16 protein-coding genes are annotated in these 15118 nt (G+C 60.4%); 13 read left to right on the forward strand and 3 right to left on the reverse strand.

Features of this window, described 5'->3' with window-relative positions:
- Positions 1-38: 38 nt before the first annotated feature.
- The 4 genes from LVY75_07810 (at position 39) to LVY75_07825 (ending at position 2248) form a co-directional block, all read left to right on the forward strand.
- Positions 39-221, forward strand: coding sequence for a twin-arginine translocase TatA/TatE family subunit (locus LVY75_07810; protein XAZ20033.1), 183 nt, complete (start codon positions 39-41; stop codon positions 219-221).
- A 39-nt stretch (positions 222-260) separates the two neighbouring features.
- Entirely contained in the window at positions 261-659 is a 399-nt protein-coding gene (locus tag LVY75_07815) for a hypothetical protein (GenBank protein ID XAZ20034.1), read from the forward strand.
- Positions 660-1008: 349 nt separating this feature from the next.
- A complete protein-coding gene (locus LVY75_07820) occupies positions 1009-1584 on the forward strand; it encodes a threonine transporter RhtB (protein XAZ20035.1) in 576 nt (191 codons plus the stop codon).
- 205 nt (positions 1585-1789) lie between these two features.
- Positions 1790-2248 (forward strand): hypothetical protein, encoded by a 459-nt coding sequence (locus tag LVY75_07825; protein XAZ20036.1) that lies wholly within the window; start codon positions 1790-1792, stop codon positions 2246-2248.
- Here LVY75_07825 and LVY75_07830 read toward each other — a convergent pair.
- Both LVY75_07830 and LVY75_07835 read right to left on the reverse strand, forming a co-directional pair.
- A complete protein-coding gene (locus LVY75_07830) occupies positions 2233-2607 on the reverse strand; it encodes a VOC family protein (GenBank protein ID XAZ20037.1) in 375 nt (124 codons plus the stop codon). The two genes, LVY75_07825 and LVY75_07830, sit on opposite strands and share 16 nt — an antisense overlap.
- Positions 2608-2840: 233 nt before the next feature.
- Positions 2841-3095, reverse strand: a complete 255-nt coding sequence (locus LVY75_07835) for a type II toxin-antitoxin system ParD family antitoxin (GenBank protein XAZ20038.1) — start codon at positions 3093-3095, stop codon at positions 2841-2843.
- A 363-nt stretch (positions 3096-3458) separates the two neighbouring features.
- Here LVY75_07835 and LVY75_07840 point away from each other — a divergent pair, with 363 nt between their 5' ends.
- The 7 genes from LVY75_07840 (at position 3459) to LVY75_07870 (ending at position 10467) form a co-directional block, all read left to right on the forward strand.
- On the forward strand, positions 3459-3713 hold the full coding sequence (locus tag LVY75_07840) for a hypothetical protein (GenBank protein XAZ20039.1): 255 nt from the start codon (positions 3459-3461) through the stop codon (positions 3711-3713).
- A gap of 400 nt (positions 3714-4113) precedes the next feature.
- Entirely contained in the window at positions 4114-5292 is a 1179-nt protein-coding gene (locus LVY75_07845) for an acyl-CoA dehydrogenase family protein (protein XAZ20040.1), read from the forward strand.
- Between the two features lie 11 nt (positions 5293-5303).
- Positions 5304-6662 carry an LLM class flavin-dependent oxidoreductase gene (locus tag LVY75_07850; GenBank protein ID XAZ20041.1) on the forward strand — a complete coding sequence of 453 codons (1359 nt, stop codon included), beginning with the start codon at positions 5304-5306 and terminating at the stop codon, positions 6660-6662.
- A 10-nt stretch (positions 6663-6672) separates the two neighbouring features.
- Positions 6673-7014 (forward strand): DUF3088 domain-containing protein, encoded by a 342-nt coding sequence (locus LVY75_07855; protein ID XAZ20042.1) that lies wholly within the window; start codon positions 6673-6675, stop codon positions 7012-7014.
- Between the two features lie 12 nt (positions 7015-7026).
- On the forward strand, positions 7027-8259 hold the full coding sequence (locus LVY75_07860; GenBank protein XAZ20043.1) for an acyl-CoA dehydrogenase family protein: 1233 nt from the start codon (positions 7027-7029) through the stop codon (positions 8257-8259).
- Positions 8256-9581 (forward strand): LLM class flavin-dependent oxidoreductase, encoded by a 1326-nt coding sequence (locus tag LVY75_07865; protein XAZ20044.1) that lies wholly within the window; start codon positions 8256-8258, stop codon positions 9579-9581. The genes LVY75_07860 and LVY75_07865 overlap by 4 nt, the downstream gene beginning before the upstream one ends.
- 34 nt (positions 9582-9615) lie before the next feature.
- Positions 9616-10467 (forward strand): NADPH-dependent oxidoreductase, encoded by an 852-nt coding sequence (locus LVY75_07870; GenBank protein XAZ20045.1) that lies wholly within the window; start codon positions 9616-9618, stop codon positions 10465-10467.
- Positions 10468-10500: 33 nt separating this feature from the next.
- Here the strand turns inward: LVY75_07870 and gcvA are convergent, their stop codons facing one another.
- Positions 10501-11511 (reverse strand): transcriptional regulator GcvA, encoded by a 1011-nt coding sequence (gcvA, locus tag LVY75_07875; GenBank protein ID XAZ20046.1) that lies wholly within the window; start codon positions 11509-11511, stop codon positions 10501-10503.
- A gap of 298 nt (positions 11512-11809) precedes the next feature.
- Between gcvA and LVY75_07880 the strand changes: the two genes are divergently transcribed.
- Together LVY75_07880 and LVY75_07885 are read left to right on the forward strand one after the other, a co-directional pair.
- Positions 11810-13417 carry an ABC transporter substrate-binding protein gene (locus LVY75_07880; GenBank protein XAZ20047.1) on the forward strand — a complete coding sequence of 536 codons (1608 nt, stop codon included), beginning with the start codon at positions 11810-11812 and terminating at the stop codon, positions 13415-13417.
- Between the two features lie 14 nt (positions 13418-13431).
- A complete protein-coding gene (locus LVY75_07885; protein XAZ20048.1) occupies positions 13432-15051 on the forward strand; it encodes an ABC transporter substrate-binding protein in 1620 nt (539 codons plus the stop codon).
- The last annotated feature ends 67 nt before the right edge of the window (positions 15052-15118 follow it).

The following is a 15118-nucleotide window of genomic DNA, read 5'->3' on the forward strand; positions in this document are numbered from 1 at the left end:
AATGGTTTATGCTCGTCATATTGCAAGGAGTGATCGGAATGGGAAGTTTTAGCACCTGGCATTGGCTAATCGTCCTTGCCATCGTCCTCATCCTGTTTGGACGCGGCAGGATCCCAGAACTCATGGGCGACGTGGCACATGGCATCCGGGCCTTCAGGAAGGGATTCGACGACGAGCAGGTCAGCGGAAAGGACAGGCACGGCGATGCAGATCGGCCTTGATCCTGACCGACACAACTGTGCTGGATGCCGGGAGAGCGCATGATGGACTACGCGATCATCTCGGCTCGGTTCGACGACGCAGAAAAATGCGGTCGAATCGATCTTCAAATCGCGGACCAGATCAGGCAGTTGATCGTCACCAGGCGATCGCTGCTGAGTGTTGCATCGCCACCGCGCGCGAGCGAGGCGCGGCTTTTCCAGTTCCAGCATAACTTTTGCGAAATTGCGCTCGCTTATGGCAAATGCGACCGGAGGCGGGCGGAAACGCTGGTCGTCACAGCAACCGACGTAAGGCGCTGGCGCCGCGGTCATTCACAGTCAGAACCGCTGTGGACGTGGCATGATGTCGGCACCATCACCCCCGTTCCCCGCCCGACCGAACCTACACCCCGGCTACGCGCTTCGGCAGAAAAGCGCGAACGCTTCTTGGGCGCATAGTTTCCCGAGACGGCCTCGTCCTGATCGCGCGATATCGCGAAGCTCGGTCTCGAGCAGTTCTCATTCGTTCGCGCGGTTGCGATTGAGACATGGCGCCTTTGAAAGATCGTCAGAGATGCAGAACGTGTCTTCTGGTGCTTGATAGATCTCTCTCAGGAGCATGGCTGGAGAAGCTGCTCGGCAAAACGGGGAGCGCATGTCTCTCCATGACCGACGAAATGCTATCGCCCTCTGCGAGCTCGTCCTCGATCAATCTCGATCCGCCTGGAGCGGTCCTCGAACTGATACAGATCAAAACCATCCGTCAGAATCCATGAGAAGGGTGGCAGACAATCGAGGATCGGATCTGATGAACCTGCCGACATTCGCACTCGCCGCCTTATCGCTGTTGATCCTCCCTGGCCCCACCAATGCGGTTCTCGCCTTGGCGTCGGCAGCCCTGACGCTCCGGCGGTTCCTATCGCTTATCTCTGCAGTCTTGTTCGCTTATCTCGCAATCATCGTTCCGGTGTCAGGGATCGCCGCTCCGCTCCTTCATGGCCATCCAACCATTGCCAGCATCGTCAAGCTGATTTCGGCGATCTGGGTTCTTTATCTTGCGCTCAAGCTATGGGCTCCGGCACGATCGGGCGGCCGTAACAGGCTCAGCCTCGGTCCACTCTTCATCACCACGCTGCTCAATCCAAAGGCCGTCATTATCGGCCTCTCCCTCGTGCCCGTTGTCCAAGCCGGCGTACCTGCCGCGATGGCGACATTCGCCTGCTGCGTGGCGGTGACCTCAGCGATCTGGCTAGGCCTTGGCAGTCTCATTGTTGGACACCATGCGCAGATGCCAACACTTGCGCGGCAGTTCGGTTGCGCAGCATTGGTTGCCTTCGCCGTGATCCTTGCCGTCGGCGCCTCATTGGACCTGAGAGCGATCTGAGTTTTTCAGGGCGACATCAGAAACACCGCAGTCGGTTGCGAGGTTTGACATCTTGGTCGGCGATTAGACGGACTGCCCTATCCTGTCATCAGCGGCGAAGACCAGCAGGACTTCTTGCGCAAATGGCAGAAGGGACAAGCTGACGGCAATCGGCCCATCCTATCCGACCTGCCAGTGGCGGACAGCGATCCTCGGCGCTCTTGATGTGCCCGACGGCAAACAGGTGCCGGGTCCAGAATGGATCCTGCCTCAGCCGGCGATCACGCAGGAGACGCTGGCAAGCTATATCGACGAGCGCATGCCGCCGTTAGACTCCAGCCTTTGCGGCTGCCAGGACCTGCCTAGCTATCCGGAGCTTCGGGGTGGCAAGAAATCGGTTTTGAAGACAGCAGCGCCGGCGGGAACGCCGGGGTATCCGCATTGGCCGGCGTCGCAGGCGGTAATGAGGAGTTTTCCATGCGGCAACCGACAATTGCGCCAGTCAGAGGTTCCGGGGTTGTGGCCGAAAAAAATCGGCTCCAGGTGGTCCACAGCCGATCGTCCGCTGCAGCCAAAAGCGGAACCCGGCACCAAACGGCCCGGAGCTGAAGCTGCGCGCCTGCCCGCCTCCAACGATCAATCGCTGTCCACCAGACGATGCACGGCCTGTCATTTCGCCGGTTGAGACCTCGCACTCAGCTTGTTGCCGTCAGGATCGCGAAGATATGCCACGAATGCCCCGTTCGGACGCTCCGAAGGTGGGCTCTCTATTGCCGTGCCTCCATGCGCGGTACCGGCAGCATGCCACGCTAGAACGTGGTCGCGGCTCGCGGCGGCGATACCGATCGTTCCACCATTGGCCGCGGTCGCAGGCTTCCCATCGATCGGTTTCGTGATCATCAGCCGGCCGCTATCGTGTGCATAGATCAGCCGCCCTCTCGCATCCATCTCGCCGGGCTTGCCGCCTAACGCCGCGAACGTCGCGTCGTAGAAGCTTCTGGCCCGTTCCAAGTCGTTGCTGCCGATCATGACGTGCGTGAACATGCTTCATCTCCAGTGGGTGCTTGTGTAATCTGGTTCCTGCCGGTTATCGGTCGAAGTTCCGGCTAATGCCGCTGCGATGCGTCCCAGTCGCGGTTCAGCCGTCAGTGGCAGATGGAAATGCTCCACAGGCATCCGCGATTTTTCCGATCTCTCACCTTGACGAAGACAGAACTTTGAGCCCCCGGCGATTGCAATGATGTCATCTTCCGCTTCAACTGAAAGCCTACAATGCATTACCTGCCGCCGCGCATTGTGTCCACGCGCGCGACTGCCGTAGCAAAGAGTTCGTCCTTCGACCGGCTCCCAGCGCCGCTTTTGAGACCGTCATCAACAAAGCGTTGCAAGGCGGCAATCTTATCACTGCGAACTTGGTCCCTGCGAATCAAGTCGCGCACATAATCACTGGCATTGGAATATCGCCCAGTCTCTGCTTGCGCCTCGACCCAATCTTTCATTGGGTCTGGAAGAGATACGTTTATCGTAGCCATTTGAACCTCCATAATGGGAGTAGGCTAGCTGAATTTGGCAATGTTTGTCATATCGATCTCAGAGTTCGGCGCGCAGTTCGACTAGGTTCATTGCCTGTACGCCACCATCCAATCCTGTATGAAGACAGAGGCGTGCTTCGCTTCACCAAGTCTTTGGGCAAAGAACTTGCGAAAACCGGAATCGCCATTGCGGCACCGCATTGGCCGAAGGCGCCTTCTTCCGCGGCAAATTCAGCTTCGACCTTGTAGGGTGGCAGGCTCTCCTGATTGCGGAGTTGATAAGCGTTAACCTTTCATTAACCATAGCTCCCTAGCTTCCGGAAAGAGAAGCAACAGTGTCCGGCAATTTTCGAGGAGGACGCCATGTCGCTCGTGACGGTGCCAGGTAAAATTCGCCTGTATGGCGGTCATGCCATTCTGATCATGACGGAAGGAAACCTACATCAGGCCGTCTGCATTACCGACGATGCTATGCCTGCCGGCGAAGGCGACATCATGCAAGGCCTCCTTCAGTGCCTTCAAGTTTATGAGGGCATCGCCGATCGCAAGTTCTCGGACGGTGAACTGGCATATGATGGACGGGTGTGGATTACTTCATCCGATATCACCCCACATTAAGCAATCGTAACACCCGTGGCTATGCCGAACGCTTCGTCAGAGGCGCAGCGTCCACGTGGTTGGCAGCTTTGGGCCGATAGCGGCGATTGTTGACAACCTGTTACGTCGGCGGGCCGCAATCCTTGTGGAAACGGGCCTTCGACCGCTGCAGATCGGAGCTCTTCGATTTCGCTTCGTCCAAATGCTCGGCGCAAAGACGCGCAGCCATGCTTTCCAGAGCCTCGCGCACGTCAAGCGCAGGCGTTGACGAGAACCGGCAAATCAAAGCCCCCCAGGGTCCAGAAAGAATTTCTTTCCGGCCTCCCAAATTCATATGTCTGGACTTGAGCTCGCCGCCAACCGACCCTCCCCGCGATAAACGCCTGCCAGACCTTCTGGCATCAGGATGCGCAGAGGCAATATGTCGTTCGAATTTGACGGTAAGGATCCGCACCTGGCAAAAGCCGCCGAATTGCGAACGACCTTCCACCAGGATGCGGTCGATCGCGACAAGCAGGGTGGAAGACCCATCGAGCAGATCAGGCTTCTGAAAGAAAGCGGCCTGGCATCAGCACAAATCCCGAAAGCTTACGGTGGCCAGGGCGCCTCCTGGCTGACGGTCCTTCGCATCGTGCGGGAGTTCGCCAAAACCGATGGCTCACTTGCGCATCTCTTCGGTTATCATCATCTGCCGCTGAACCTTATCTTGTTTCGCGGTTCCGATGCTCAAAAGGACAGATGGCTGGGTGGGTCCGCCGCGGGCAACTGGATCTGGAGCAATTCCGGGAACGCCATGTCCAAAACGTCGACGGGTAAAAAGATCAACGGCGGCTGGGCAATCGATGGAAACAGGCCCTTTTCCTCGGGTTCACACGTTGCAGACTATATCCAGATCTCCTGGGAAAACTCAGCCGGTGAACGCCAGACCGCGGCAATTCCTGCCGATCGCCAAGGAATCGAAATCGCCGACGACTGGGATGGGATTGGGCAGCGGCAGACCGGCAGTGGGACCGTCCGTTTCCACGACCTCCGAATCGCCGACGATGAGGTGATCAGCGCGCCTTCGGTGCCTCTGACGCCTTTCGCCTCCCTCACCTCGCTTCTTCAGCAGAGCGTCCTTCTCAACGTGTTCGTCGGCAGCGCCCAGGGCATTCTGGAAGAGGGCCGGGACTACACGGTAACCTCATCTCGACCATGGATCTATTCCGGCGTGGAACGGCATATCGACGACCCCTGGATCAAACGCCAGTATGGCGAGCTCTATATTCGCACCCTCGCAGCCGCCGAGCTTGCCGACAAGGCTGCTCGCAGCCTCGATGCGGCCTATGCCCAAGGACCATCCTTGAGCCACGCCGATCGCGGCAGCGCCGCCATCGATATCGCCACGGCTAACCTCTATGCCGGCGAGGTCGGCCTCGCCGTTTCGAGCGAGGTCTTCGAGGTGATGGGTGCGCGATCCGCCACGCAGGCCAACGGCTTCGACCGTTTCTGGCGCAATGTCCGCACTCACACACTGCATAATCCCGCCGAATACAAGAAACGCACGGTCGGCAGCTTTTTGCTGACCGGCGAGTTCCCCGTGCCGGCCATCTACCGCTGAAAGGACATTCCATGGCGAGACGCAAGGACCAGATCAAGCTCGGCGCATTCCTGCTCTTCACCGGCCACCATGTCGCTGCGTGGCGCCATCCGCAGGCGTCGATCGGCACGGAATTCGAAAATTATCTTGAACTCGCTCGTCTTGCCGAGGCCGCGAAGTTCGATGCGATCTTTTTCGCCGATGGCGTGGCGGCACGGTTGAAAGACGTCGAAGCGGCAAGTCGCAAGGCTCATAGCGGCATTTATCCGTTCGAGCCGATCACGCTTCTTTCGGCTCTTTCCTCTGTCACCCGCAATATCGGCCTGATCGCCACTGCCTCGACGAGCTTTTCCGATCCGTTCAATCTCGCACGGCAGTTTGCCTCCCTTGACCGGCTGAGCGGCGGGCGGGCCGGCTGGAACCTCGTCACGTCCTCCGATCCGGACGCCGCCTATAATTTCGGGCACGATGCGCAGATCCTGCATGGCGACCGTTACGAGCGCGCCGAGGAATTCGCCGATGTGGTACTCGGCCTCTGGGACAGTTTTGAAGACGACACTTTCATCCGCGACAGGCAGTCGGGGCGCTATTTCGATCCTCAAAAGCTGCACCGGCTCGACCACATCGGCAAGCATTTCAAGGTGCGCGGCCCCCTCAACATCCCGCGCTCGCCGCAAGGTCGACCGGTTGTGGTGCAGGCGGGCGCCTCAGAGCCCGGCAAGGAGCTTGCCGCACGCTCGGCCGAGGCAATCTTTGCTGCGCAGATCACGCTTGAGGAAGCGGTTGCCTTTTATGCCGACGTCAAAGGCCGGCTCGCCAAATTCGGCCGCGTGCATGACGACCTGAAGATTCTGCCGGGCATTTTCCCCGTCGTCGGACGAACGGAATTGGAGGCGCAGGAAAAGTTCGAAGCGCTGCAGACGCTCATCCAGCCGGAAGTGGGCTTGAACCTCATCTCTCAACTCTCCGGCGTCGATCTTTCGTCCTATCCGCTCGATGGGCCGGTGCCCTATAATCCGCCGGCGACCAACGCCGGCAAGAGCCGCCAGGCTCTCGTCCTCGATCTTGCCCGGCGCGAAAATCTGTCGATCCGCCAGCTCTACCTGCGTATCGCCGGCGCCCGTGGCCACTGGCAGGTGGTCGGCACGCCGGTTCAGATCGCCGATGTGCTCGAGGAGCGCTTCGAAAACTATGGCGCCGACGGCTTCAACATCATGGCGCCGCTGATGCCGGGCGGGCTTGCCGACTTTATCGAGCAGGTCGTTCCGGAACTGCGCCGCCGCGGCCTATTCCGAACCGAATATGAGGGCGCAACGCTGCGCGACAATCTGGGTCTCAAGCGCCCGGCGAACCGCTTTGCGGAAGCCGCCAGTGCTGCGGCCGCCGAATAAGGAGAAACGAATGAGCCGCGATAAGCTATATCTCATCGAACCGGGTTTTTCCGACCCGAAGAAGCCGGGTGTCAGCTACGTCTGCCCATATTGCAATGCCGTCGAGGGACTGCTTGCGTCGTTCCCAAGTCTTGCGAGCAAGATCGAGGTGGAGAGGGTTCCCTTTGCCCGGCCGCGCACAAGTGTGATCGCCGCCATCAGCGAGGAGCACCAATCCCTGCCGGTGCTGGTTCTCGCAGAGGACGCACCGGCAGATGCTGAACACTGGAATGGCGTGCATTTCGTCAACAAGACCGATCGTATCCTCGAGCTGCTTGCCGAGCGCCATGGTTTCCCGCGTTTACATAACTGAAGGGAAAGCGCCATGACCGCAAAGCCTGGAACGTTCGAACCGAGCCAGCCGGAGCCAACCTCAAATTCGCCCGCCCTCTTCCAGGCGGATCGCGACAATCCCTATCTCGCCAAGGCGGCCGAACTCACAGAGATCTTTGCGCACGATGCTGTCGAGCGCGACCAGCTCGGCGGCCGCCCCTCCGAACAGATAAGGCTTCTGAAGGAGAGCGGCCTCGTCAATTTGCTGATCCCGAAGGAATTCGGCGGTGAGGGGCAGCCCTATTCGACCGCGCTTAAGGTTCTGCGTGAATTTTCCAAGGTCGATGGTTCGCTTGGTCATCTCTTCGGCTATCACTTCAGCCCGCTCATGAACGCGGCGACGGCAGGCGACAAGCGCTCGCATGAGATCTTGCGCCGCTCAGCGGACGGCCGCTGGTTCTGGGGCAATACGACTAACAGCTTTTCGAAGAGCCTCTTTGGAAGAAGGACCGCCGGTGGTGCCATCCTGAACGGTTTTCGCCCTTTCGCCTCGGGCTCGCATGTCGCCGACTATCTCATGGTCGCCTGGGAAGACGAGGAAACCAACCAGCGCAGCTTTGCCTATATTCCGGCCAATCGCCCAGGGATCACCATCGCGGACGACTGGGACGGAATTGGCCAGCGCCAGACGGGCAGCGGCAGGGTTTTCTACAAGGATGTCCGGATCGACGGTGACGAAATCCTGGCGGAACGCCCGCGCGATCCAATCGCGCTTCTGGCGCCACAGCAGCAGCAGAGCGTGCTCCTCAACGTCTTTATCGGCACCGCCCAGGGCGCGCTTGCGGCGGCCCGCGACTATACGGTCACGAAATCACGGCCCTGGATCTATTCTGGCGTCGAACGACACGTCGACGATCCCTGGATCAAGCGGCAATATGGTGAGCTCTGGACGAAAGTGCAGGCGGCGACCGCGCTTGCCGACCGCGCAGCGCAGGCGATTGACGCCGCCTACGCTAAAGGTGCTGCGCTGACGGCGGATGAGCGCGGCCAGACGGCAATTGCCGTTGCTTCCGCCAACGTGCTGGCCGGCAAGGTGGCGCTCGAGGTCACAAGCGAGATATTCGAGGTCATGGGTGCGCGGTCGGCAGTGCGTGCCTATGGTTTCGACCGGTTCTGGCGCAATGTGCGCATCCATACGCTGCACAATCCGGCCGAATACAAGACACGCAATGTCGGGACATGGTTCCTGACTGGCGACTATCCCGAACCGGGAATATTCCAGTGAGCGGACGCGAGCTTCATCTCAACGTCAATATCCTGCATTCGGGCTTCTCGCCTGCGGCCTGGCGGATGGAAGGCAGCGATCCGCGCGCCTCCTTCGATGTCAATCACTATGTCAATGTCGCCAGGATTGCCGAACGCGGCACGTTCGATGCCGTCTTCCTCGCCGATCAGGCAGCGATTTCGGACAGGGTGGATTTCAGGCCGCTGACGTCGCTCGAACCGACGATCGTACTTGCATTGGTCGCCGCCAACACAGGGAATATCGGCCTCATCGCCACCGCCTCGACGACCTACAACGAGCCCTACAATATCGCCCGCCGCTTTGCCACGCTTGACCATGCAAGCGGCGGCCGGGCTGGCTGGAACATCGTCACCAGTGCCGACCTGTCGCAGAGCCGCAATTTCGGCTTGGAAAAACCCGTCGCCCATTCCAGTCGCTACGAGCGCGCGGGCGAATTTACAGCCGTCGTCAAGGCGCTGTGGGACAGCTGGGAGGAAGATGCCTTCATCGGCGATGTCGCGACCGGCCGTTTCGTCGATCCGGCACGTGTCCATGCGATCGCCCATCGCGGCAAGCATTTCCAGGTGCATGGGCCGCACAATATTCCACGCCCGCCCCAAGGCCATCCGGTTCTGGTGCAGGCCGGTGGCTCGGACGATGGAAGAGAACTTGCGGCCGAACATGCCGAAGCCGTTTTCTCCGCCTCGCAATCCTTCGAGGAGGCGCTCGATTATGCCGGCGACCTGCGCCGGCGTGCTGCCCGCTTCCGCAGGCCAGCCGACAGCATTCTTGTGCTCGCCGGCCTTGCGACGATCATCGGCAGCACCGAGATCGAGGCCAAACGACGGCAGGAAGAGCTGCGCGAACTGATACCGCTCGAATATAGTCTCGCACGACTGGCTGGCGTGCTTCAGCTCGACGCCAGCAACCTCGACCTCGACGCCCCGCTGCCCGACGACATTCCGTTGCCAGCCGATGGCGGTCATACCTTCTTCCGCGCCACTTTGGCGCTCGCCAGACGGGAGCGGCTCAGCGTGCGCGGCCTTATCCGCGCCCTGAACGGCGGCACCGGCCATCGCACCATTGTCGGCACGCCACAGGACGTTGCCGACGACATCGAACGCTGGTTTGTCGCCGGTGCGGCAGATGGCTTCAACCTGATGCCGGACGTATTGCCGCACGGGCTCGAGGTCTTTGTCGATGAGGTCGTGCCGATCCTGCGCAAACGCGGACTGTTTCGGCAGGCCTATAGCGGGAAGACGCTTCGCGAGCATCTCGGTCTTGCCCGCCCGGCCAACCCCTATGCGGCCGCGGCAGAATAGAGATCGACAATGACAGCAGGCAGGGAAAATCGATATGACACCATCAACAGCAGCGGAAAGAAACGTCGGCAATGAAAGGCTGAAGGCGCTTGCCGGCGAGCGCTACCGCAATAAACAGCAGCTTTCGGGAGATTGGACCGAAACCGTCGAGACGATCCTCTCGCATCGGAGCGTGCGCCATTATCTGCCAAACGCGGTACCGGCGGAGGCAGTCGAGCTCGCCGTTGCCGCCGCCCAGTCGGCACCGAGTTCCTCGAACCTCCAGGCCTGGAGTGTGGTTGCCGTTGAAGACGTCGAACGTCGCGGTCGTTTGAATGCGGTTGCCGGCAATCAGCGGCAGATCTCCCAGGCCCCGCTTCTGCTCGTCTGGCTCGCCGATCTTGCCCGACCGCGCAAGATTGCAACGGAGCGTGGCGCGACGGCCGAAGGGCTCGACTATGTGGAAAGCTTTCTTCTTGGCGTGATCGACGCGGCACTCGCCGCCCAGAACGCCGTCGTCGCCCTGGAATCTCTTGGCCTCGGCACCTGCTATATCGGAGCGATCCGCAATGACCCTGAAACGGTCGCCCGTGAACTTGCCCTGCCGGACGGGGTCTTTCCCGTTTTTGGCCTGACGGTCGGTTATCCCGATCCGGCGGTGCCCGCCGGCGTCAAGCCCCGCCTGCCGCAAACGAACGTCCTGCACCGCGAACGCTACCAGGACAGCGCACCGGCCGACGATCTCGCCGGTTACAATCATATTCTCAGAAGCTTCCAGACAGAACAGACAATGCCTCTGATCGACTGGACCGATCAGGTTCGCAATCGCATCGGCACGGTCGAGGCGCTCAAGGGCCGCCATGTGCTTGGCGAGGTGGCACGCAAACTGGGGTTCCAGCTGAAATAGGCCGTCCCGGCTTGCCCTTCACGACACACAATCTCACTCGGCGGCGATCATATCGAAATCGGATCGAGGGCCGCGGGACGAAGTGACCTCAATCGTCTGCGCGGCGCGCGCCTCGGCAAGCAGCCAGTTGCGGAAAAGATCGACCCGCATCAGCCGCGCCTTGTGGGCCGATGTGACGAAGAAATAGGAAAAGCTAACCGCTTGCGGGCTACCGAAGGGGCAGACGAGCCGGCCACTGCGGATCTCGGCTTCCGCGAGCCGGATCTTGCCGAGACCAAGCCCCTGGCCGGCGACAGCAGCGTCGAGTACCAGTGATGACTGGTTCAGCCGGAAGCCGCCGCGCGACGGGCGAAAAGAAAGCCCCTCGGCCCGCAGCCAGGCATGCCAGTCCGGGCAGGCATGGTCATGTTCGGCGCCCTCCTCATGAAGGAGCGGCACGTCTTCGATCGCCTCCGGCCGCTCCCACAGTCCGTGGTGGTCGGCAAATTGCGGACTGCAGACTGGCACGACGGCCTCTGAGAAGAGATGGTCGACCGCGAGGCCGGGATAGGCGCCGCTGCCGAAGCGGATCACGCAGTCGGCGTCACCCGCGTCAAGGTCCGTCAGATCTGTCGAGGCTTCGACCAGAACCTGCAGGCCGGGTGCCGCGCGTCGGAGCGCATCGAGCCGCGGGATCAGCCATTTGCTGGCGAAGGACGGCGCGACGGACACCCGGATCGGCTGCTCGTGATCGCTCGTCGCAAATTGCGTCATGGCCGAAAGGACGGCATCGAAGGCATCCGTCAGACCTGGCATCAGTGCATGGCCTGCCGGTGTCAACTGCAGCTGGCCGCGCACACGGTTGAACAGCGGCTGGCCAAGGTAGTTTTCCAGGAGCCTGATCTGCTGGCCGACGGCCGCCGAGGTGACATGCAGCTCTTCGGCGGCACGGATGAAGTTGAGATGACGCGCCGTCGCCACGAAGGCGCGCAGCGACGTCAGCGGCGGCAGACGGGCAAGCGTCGGATTGATGGTCTTCCTGCGGTGGGGCGCGAGCGTGTTCATGAGCTGATTGCACCACAAACAGACCAGACAAGACGAGAACCCGCTTTGCGCCGATAACCCAGCCGGAAACATTTCCTTGCGCGTGACCACCCTGCCGGGGAAGCAAAAACTAAAATCCAAAAATTGTCTACCAAACGACTAGATTATTGCTGCCCCGGCACGCCCGCCGATTTGCGCGAAGCTTTTCTTTCGGGCGCTGCGAGAAAAACATTCTTCTCGATTTCCCCTCCCCCGACCGATCATGCGCGCTCACCAAGGCTTGGGCCTCAGTAGGCCGAAACGGACACGGAGGGTCGTTATGGTTATCAACAGACGTCAGCTCAATCTGCTCTTCGCGTTCACGGCGCTCAGCGCCGTCGTGCCCATCGGCCGCTTTGCAGAGGCAGCGGAGCCGGTCGCCGGCGGTACGCTCAATCTGCTCGTCCAGCCGGAGCCGCCCACACTCGTCACCCTTGCGCATACGGCAGGCCCGACCACACGCGTCTCCGGCAAGATCACGGAAGGATTGCTGGCCTACGGGCTGGACTTCAAGCCGATTCCACAACTTGCGACCGCCTGGCACGTCAGCGACGACGGGCTGGAATATCGTTTCGAACTCAGGCAAGGCGTCAAATGGCATGACGGCAAACCCTTTACCGCCGAGGATGTTGCCTTCTCGATCCTGGCGCTGAAGGAAGTGCATCCGCGCGGCCGGGCCACCTTCTCCAGCGTCAAGGAAGTGGCGACACCGGATGCCCATACCGCCATCATCCGCCTGTCGAAGCCGGCGCCCTATCTGATCGGCGCCTTGCAGGCGAGCGAATCCCCGATCGTCCCCAAACATGTCTATGAGGGCGCCACCGATCTTGCCGGGCATGCAAACGGTCGCGCCCCGATCGGCACCGGTCCTTTCATCTTCCGTGAATGGGCGGTCGGCAGCCATGTGATCCTGGATCGCAATCCTGACTATTGGGACCAGGGCAAGCCCTATCTCGACCGCATCGTCGTCAAGTTCATTCCCGATGCCAGCGCCAGAGTTGCAGCACTTGAGACCGGCGAAGTCGATATTGCTCCCGATACACCGGTGTCGCTGAGCGAAATCGACCGGCTGAAAGCCTCGCCCACGCTTGCCGTCGATGATCGCGGCAACGATTATTCGCCGACTGTCTATCGCATCGAATTCAACTTGCAGAACGAGTATTTCAAGCACGACAAGGTCCGCCAGGCCGTAGCGCATGCGATCGATCGGCAGACCGTCGCCGATATCGCCTTCTACGGCTATGCGGTCCCGGCGCCGAGCCCGATCAGCCCCTTCCTCAAGGCTTTCTATAATCCTGATGTCCCGGTCTATGCCCATGATCCGGCAAAGGCCGAACAGCTTCTCGACGAAGCCGGCTTCCCACGCGGGCCAGACGGTGTGCGCTTCGAGGTGCCGCACGATGTCATGCCCTATGGCGACACCTATACTCGTATCGGTGACTATCTGCGCGACTCGCTGTCCAAAATCGGCGTCAAGGTGACGTTGCGCGGACAGGATGTGCCGACCTGGCTGAAGCGCGTCTACACCGACCGCGATTTCGCTTTCGTCACCAACGGCATGGGCAATACATTCGATCCGACCATCGGCGTTCAGCGTCTCTACTGGTCGAAGAACTTCAAGAAGGGCGTGCCTTTCTCGAACGGCTCGGGCTACAACAATCCGGAAATCGACGCGATCTTCGAACAGGCCGCGGTCGAGAACGACAGGGCCAAGCGCGTCGAACTCTTCAACCGCATGCAGGTGATCATCGCCCGCGACCTGCCCGATATCACGCTCGTCTCCTTCCGGCAGCTGACGATCTTCAACAAGAAGGTCCAGGACCATACGGTGGTTGCCGACGGTCTCTCGGGCAGCCTCTCCTCCGCTTATCTCCTCAAGAACGCCTGACAGGGACGATCCTCATGAGCATTAATCGTCGCACCTTCAACCAGCTGCTGCTTTTATCCACCGCCAGCACGCTTGTGCCCTCGTTCGGCCTCAGGGCCGCTGAGGACACGCCGAAGCCGGGCGGAACGCTGAACTTCATCGTCGAGCCCGAACCGCCGACAATCCTGGCGCTCGCCCATACCGCCGGCGGCACCCAGAAGGTCAGCCCGAAGATCACCGAGGGGCTGCTGACCTATGACTTCGACCTGACCCCGAAACCGCAGCTTGCGACCGAATGGTCGATTTCCGACGATGGCTTGAGCTACACGTTCAAGCTACGCCCCAATGTGAAATGGCATGATGGCAAGCCCTTCACCGCCAATGACGTCGCCTATTCGATCGAACTCTTAAAGCAGGTCCATCCGCGCGGGCGCGGCACCTTCGCCAATGTCGTCAAGGTCGAGACACCCGATCCGTTGACGGCGATCATCCGCCTGTCAAAGCCCGCGCCTTATCTGCTCAGCGCGCTCTACGCGGCGGAATCGCCGATCGTGCCGAAGCATATCTACGACAATGTCGCGATCGCCGACGTGCCGCTCAACAAGAACGGCAGCGCACCGATCGGAACCGGCCCCTTCGTCTTCAAGGAATGGACGCGCGGCTCGCATATCATCCTGGAGCGCAATGCCGACTACTGGGATGCAGGCAAACCCTATCTCGACCAGATCGTCATCCGCTTCGTGCCCGATGGAGCAGCACGAGCAGCAGGATTCGAGACTGGCGAATTCGATATCGGCGGCGACAATCCGATCCCGCTCAGCGATCTCGAGCGCATTAAGGCGCTGCCGAATATCAGCGTCGATTCCCGCGGCTACGAAACCAAGGGCGATCAGACGCAGCTCATCTTCAATCTCGACAACGAATATCTGAAGGATGTGAAGGTTCGCCGCGCCATCGCCCACGCGATCGATCTCGACGTCATCCTGAACACTGTCTGGTACGGTTACGGCCATATCTCGCCGACACCGATCAGTACCTTCCTCTCCCGTTACCACGACGGCTTGATCAAGCCCTACGCCTACGATCTTGCGGCAGCCGAACAGCTCCTCGACGAGGCCGGCTACAAGCGTGGCGCCGACGGCACCCGCTTTGCCCTCAGGCTCACCCACAACTCCTACAATGAAGGCTTCAAGCGGGTCATCGAATATCTGAAACAGAATCTCACCCGCATCGGCATCGCCGCGACGATCGATTCCTACGATTTCTCGACCTATATCCAGAAGGTCTATACGGAACGGGTCTTCGACGTGACAGCCGAATATCTCGGCAATCAGTTCGATCCGACGCTCGGCGTCCAGCGCATCTACTGGTCGAAGAACTTCAAGCTCGGCCTGCCCTTTTCCAATGCGGCCCATTACGCCAATCCGGAGGTCGACCGGCTGCTGGAGGCGGCATCGGTGGAAATTGACGAGCAGAAGCGACGACAAGAATTCAACGATTTTCAGAGGATCATCGCCGAGGAGGTTCCGGTGGTGAATCTGATCGCGCTGGAAAATGTCACCGTCTTCAACAAGCGGGTGAAGAACCACACGATCGGCGCCGAAGGGGTCCAGGCCAATTTCGCCGAGGTCTATATCAAGGACGGCGAAGGCTGACGGTTCGGGGGTCACGACCAGCCTTCACGGATCAGGGGCGCATCTGACGATGCGCCCCTGATCGCTT

Origin of the sequence: Sinorhizobium sp. B11 (genome assembly GCA_039725955.1) — a bacterium.
Classification (GTDB): Bacteria; Pseudomonadota; Alphaproteobacteria; order Rhizobiales; family Rhizobiaceae; genus Rhizobium.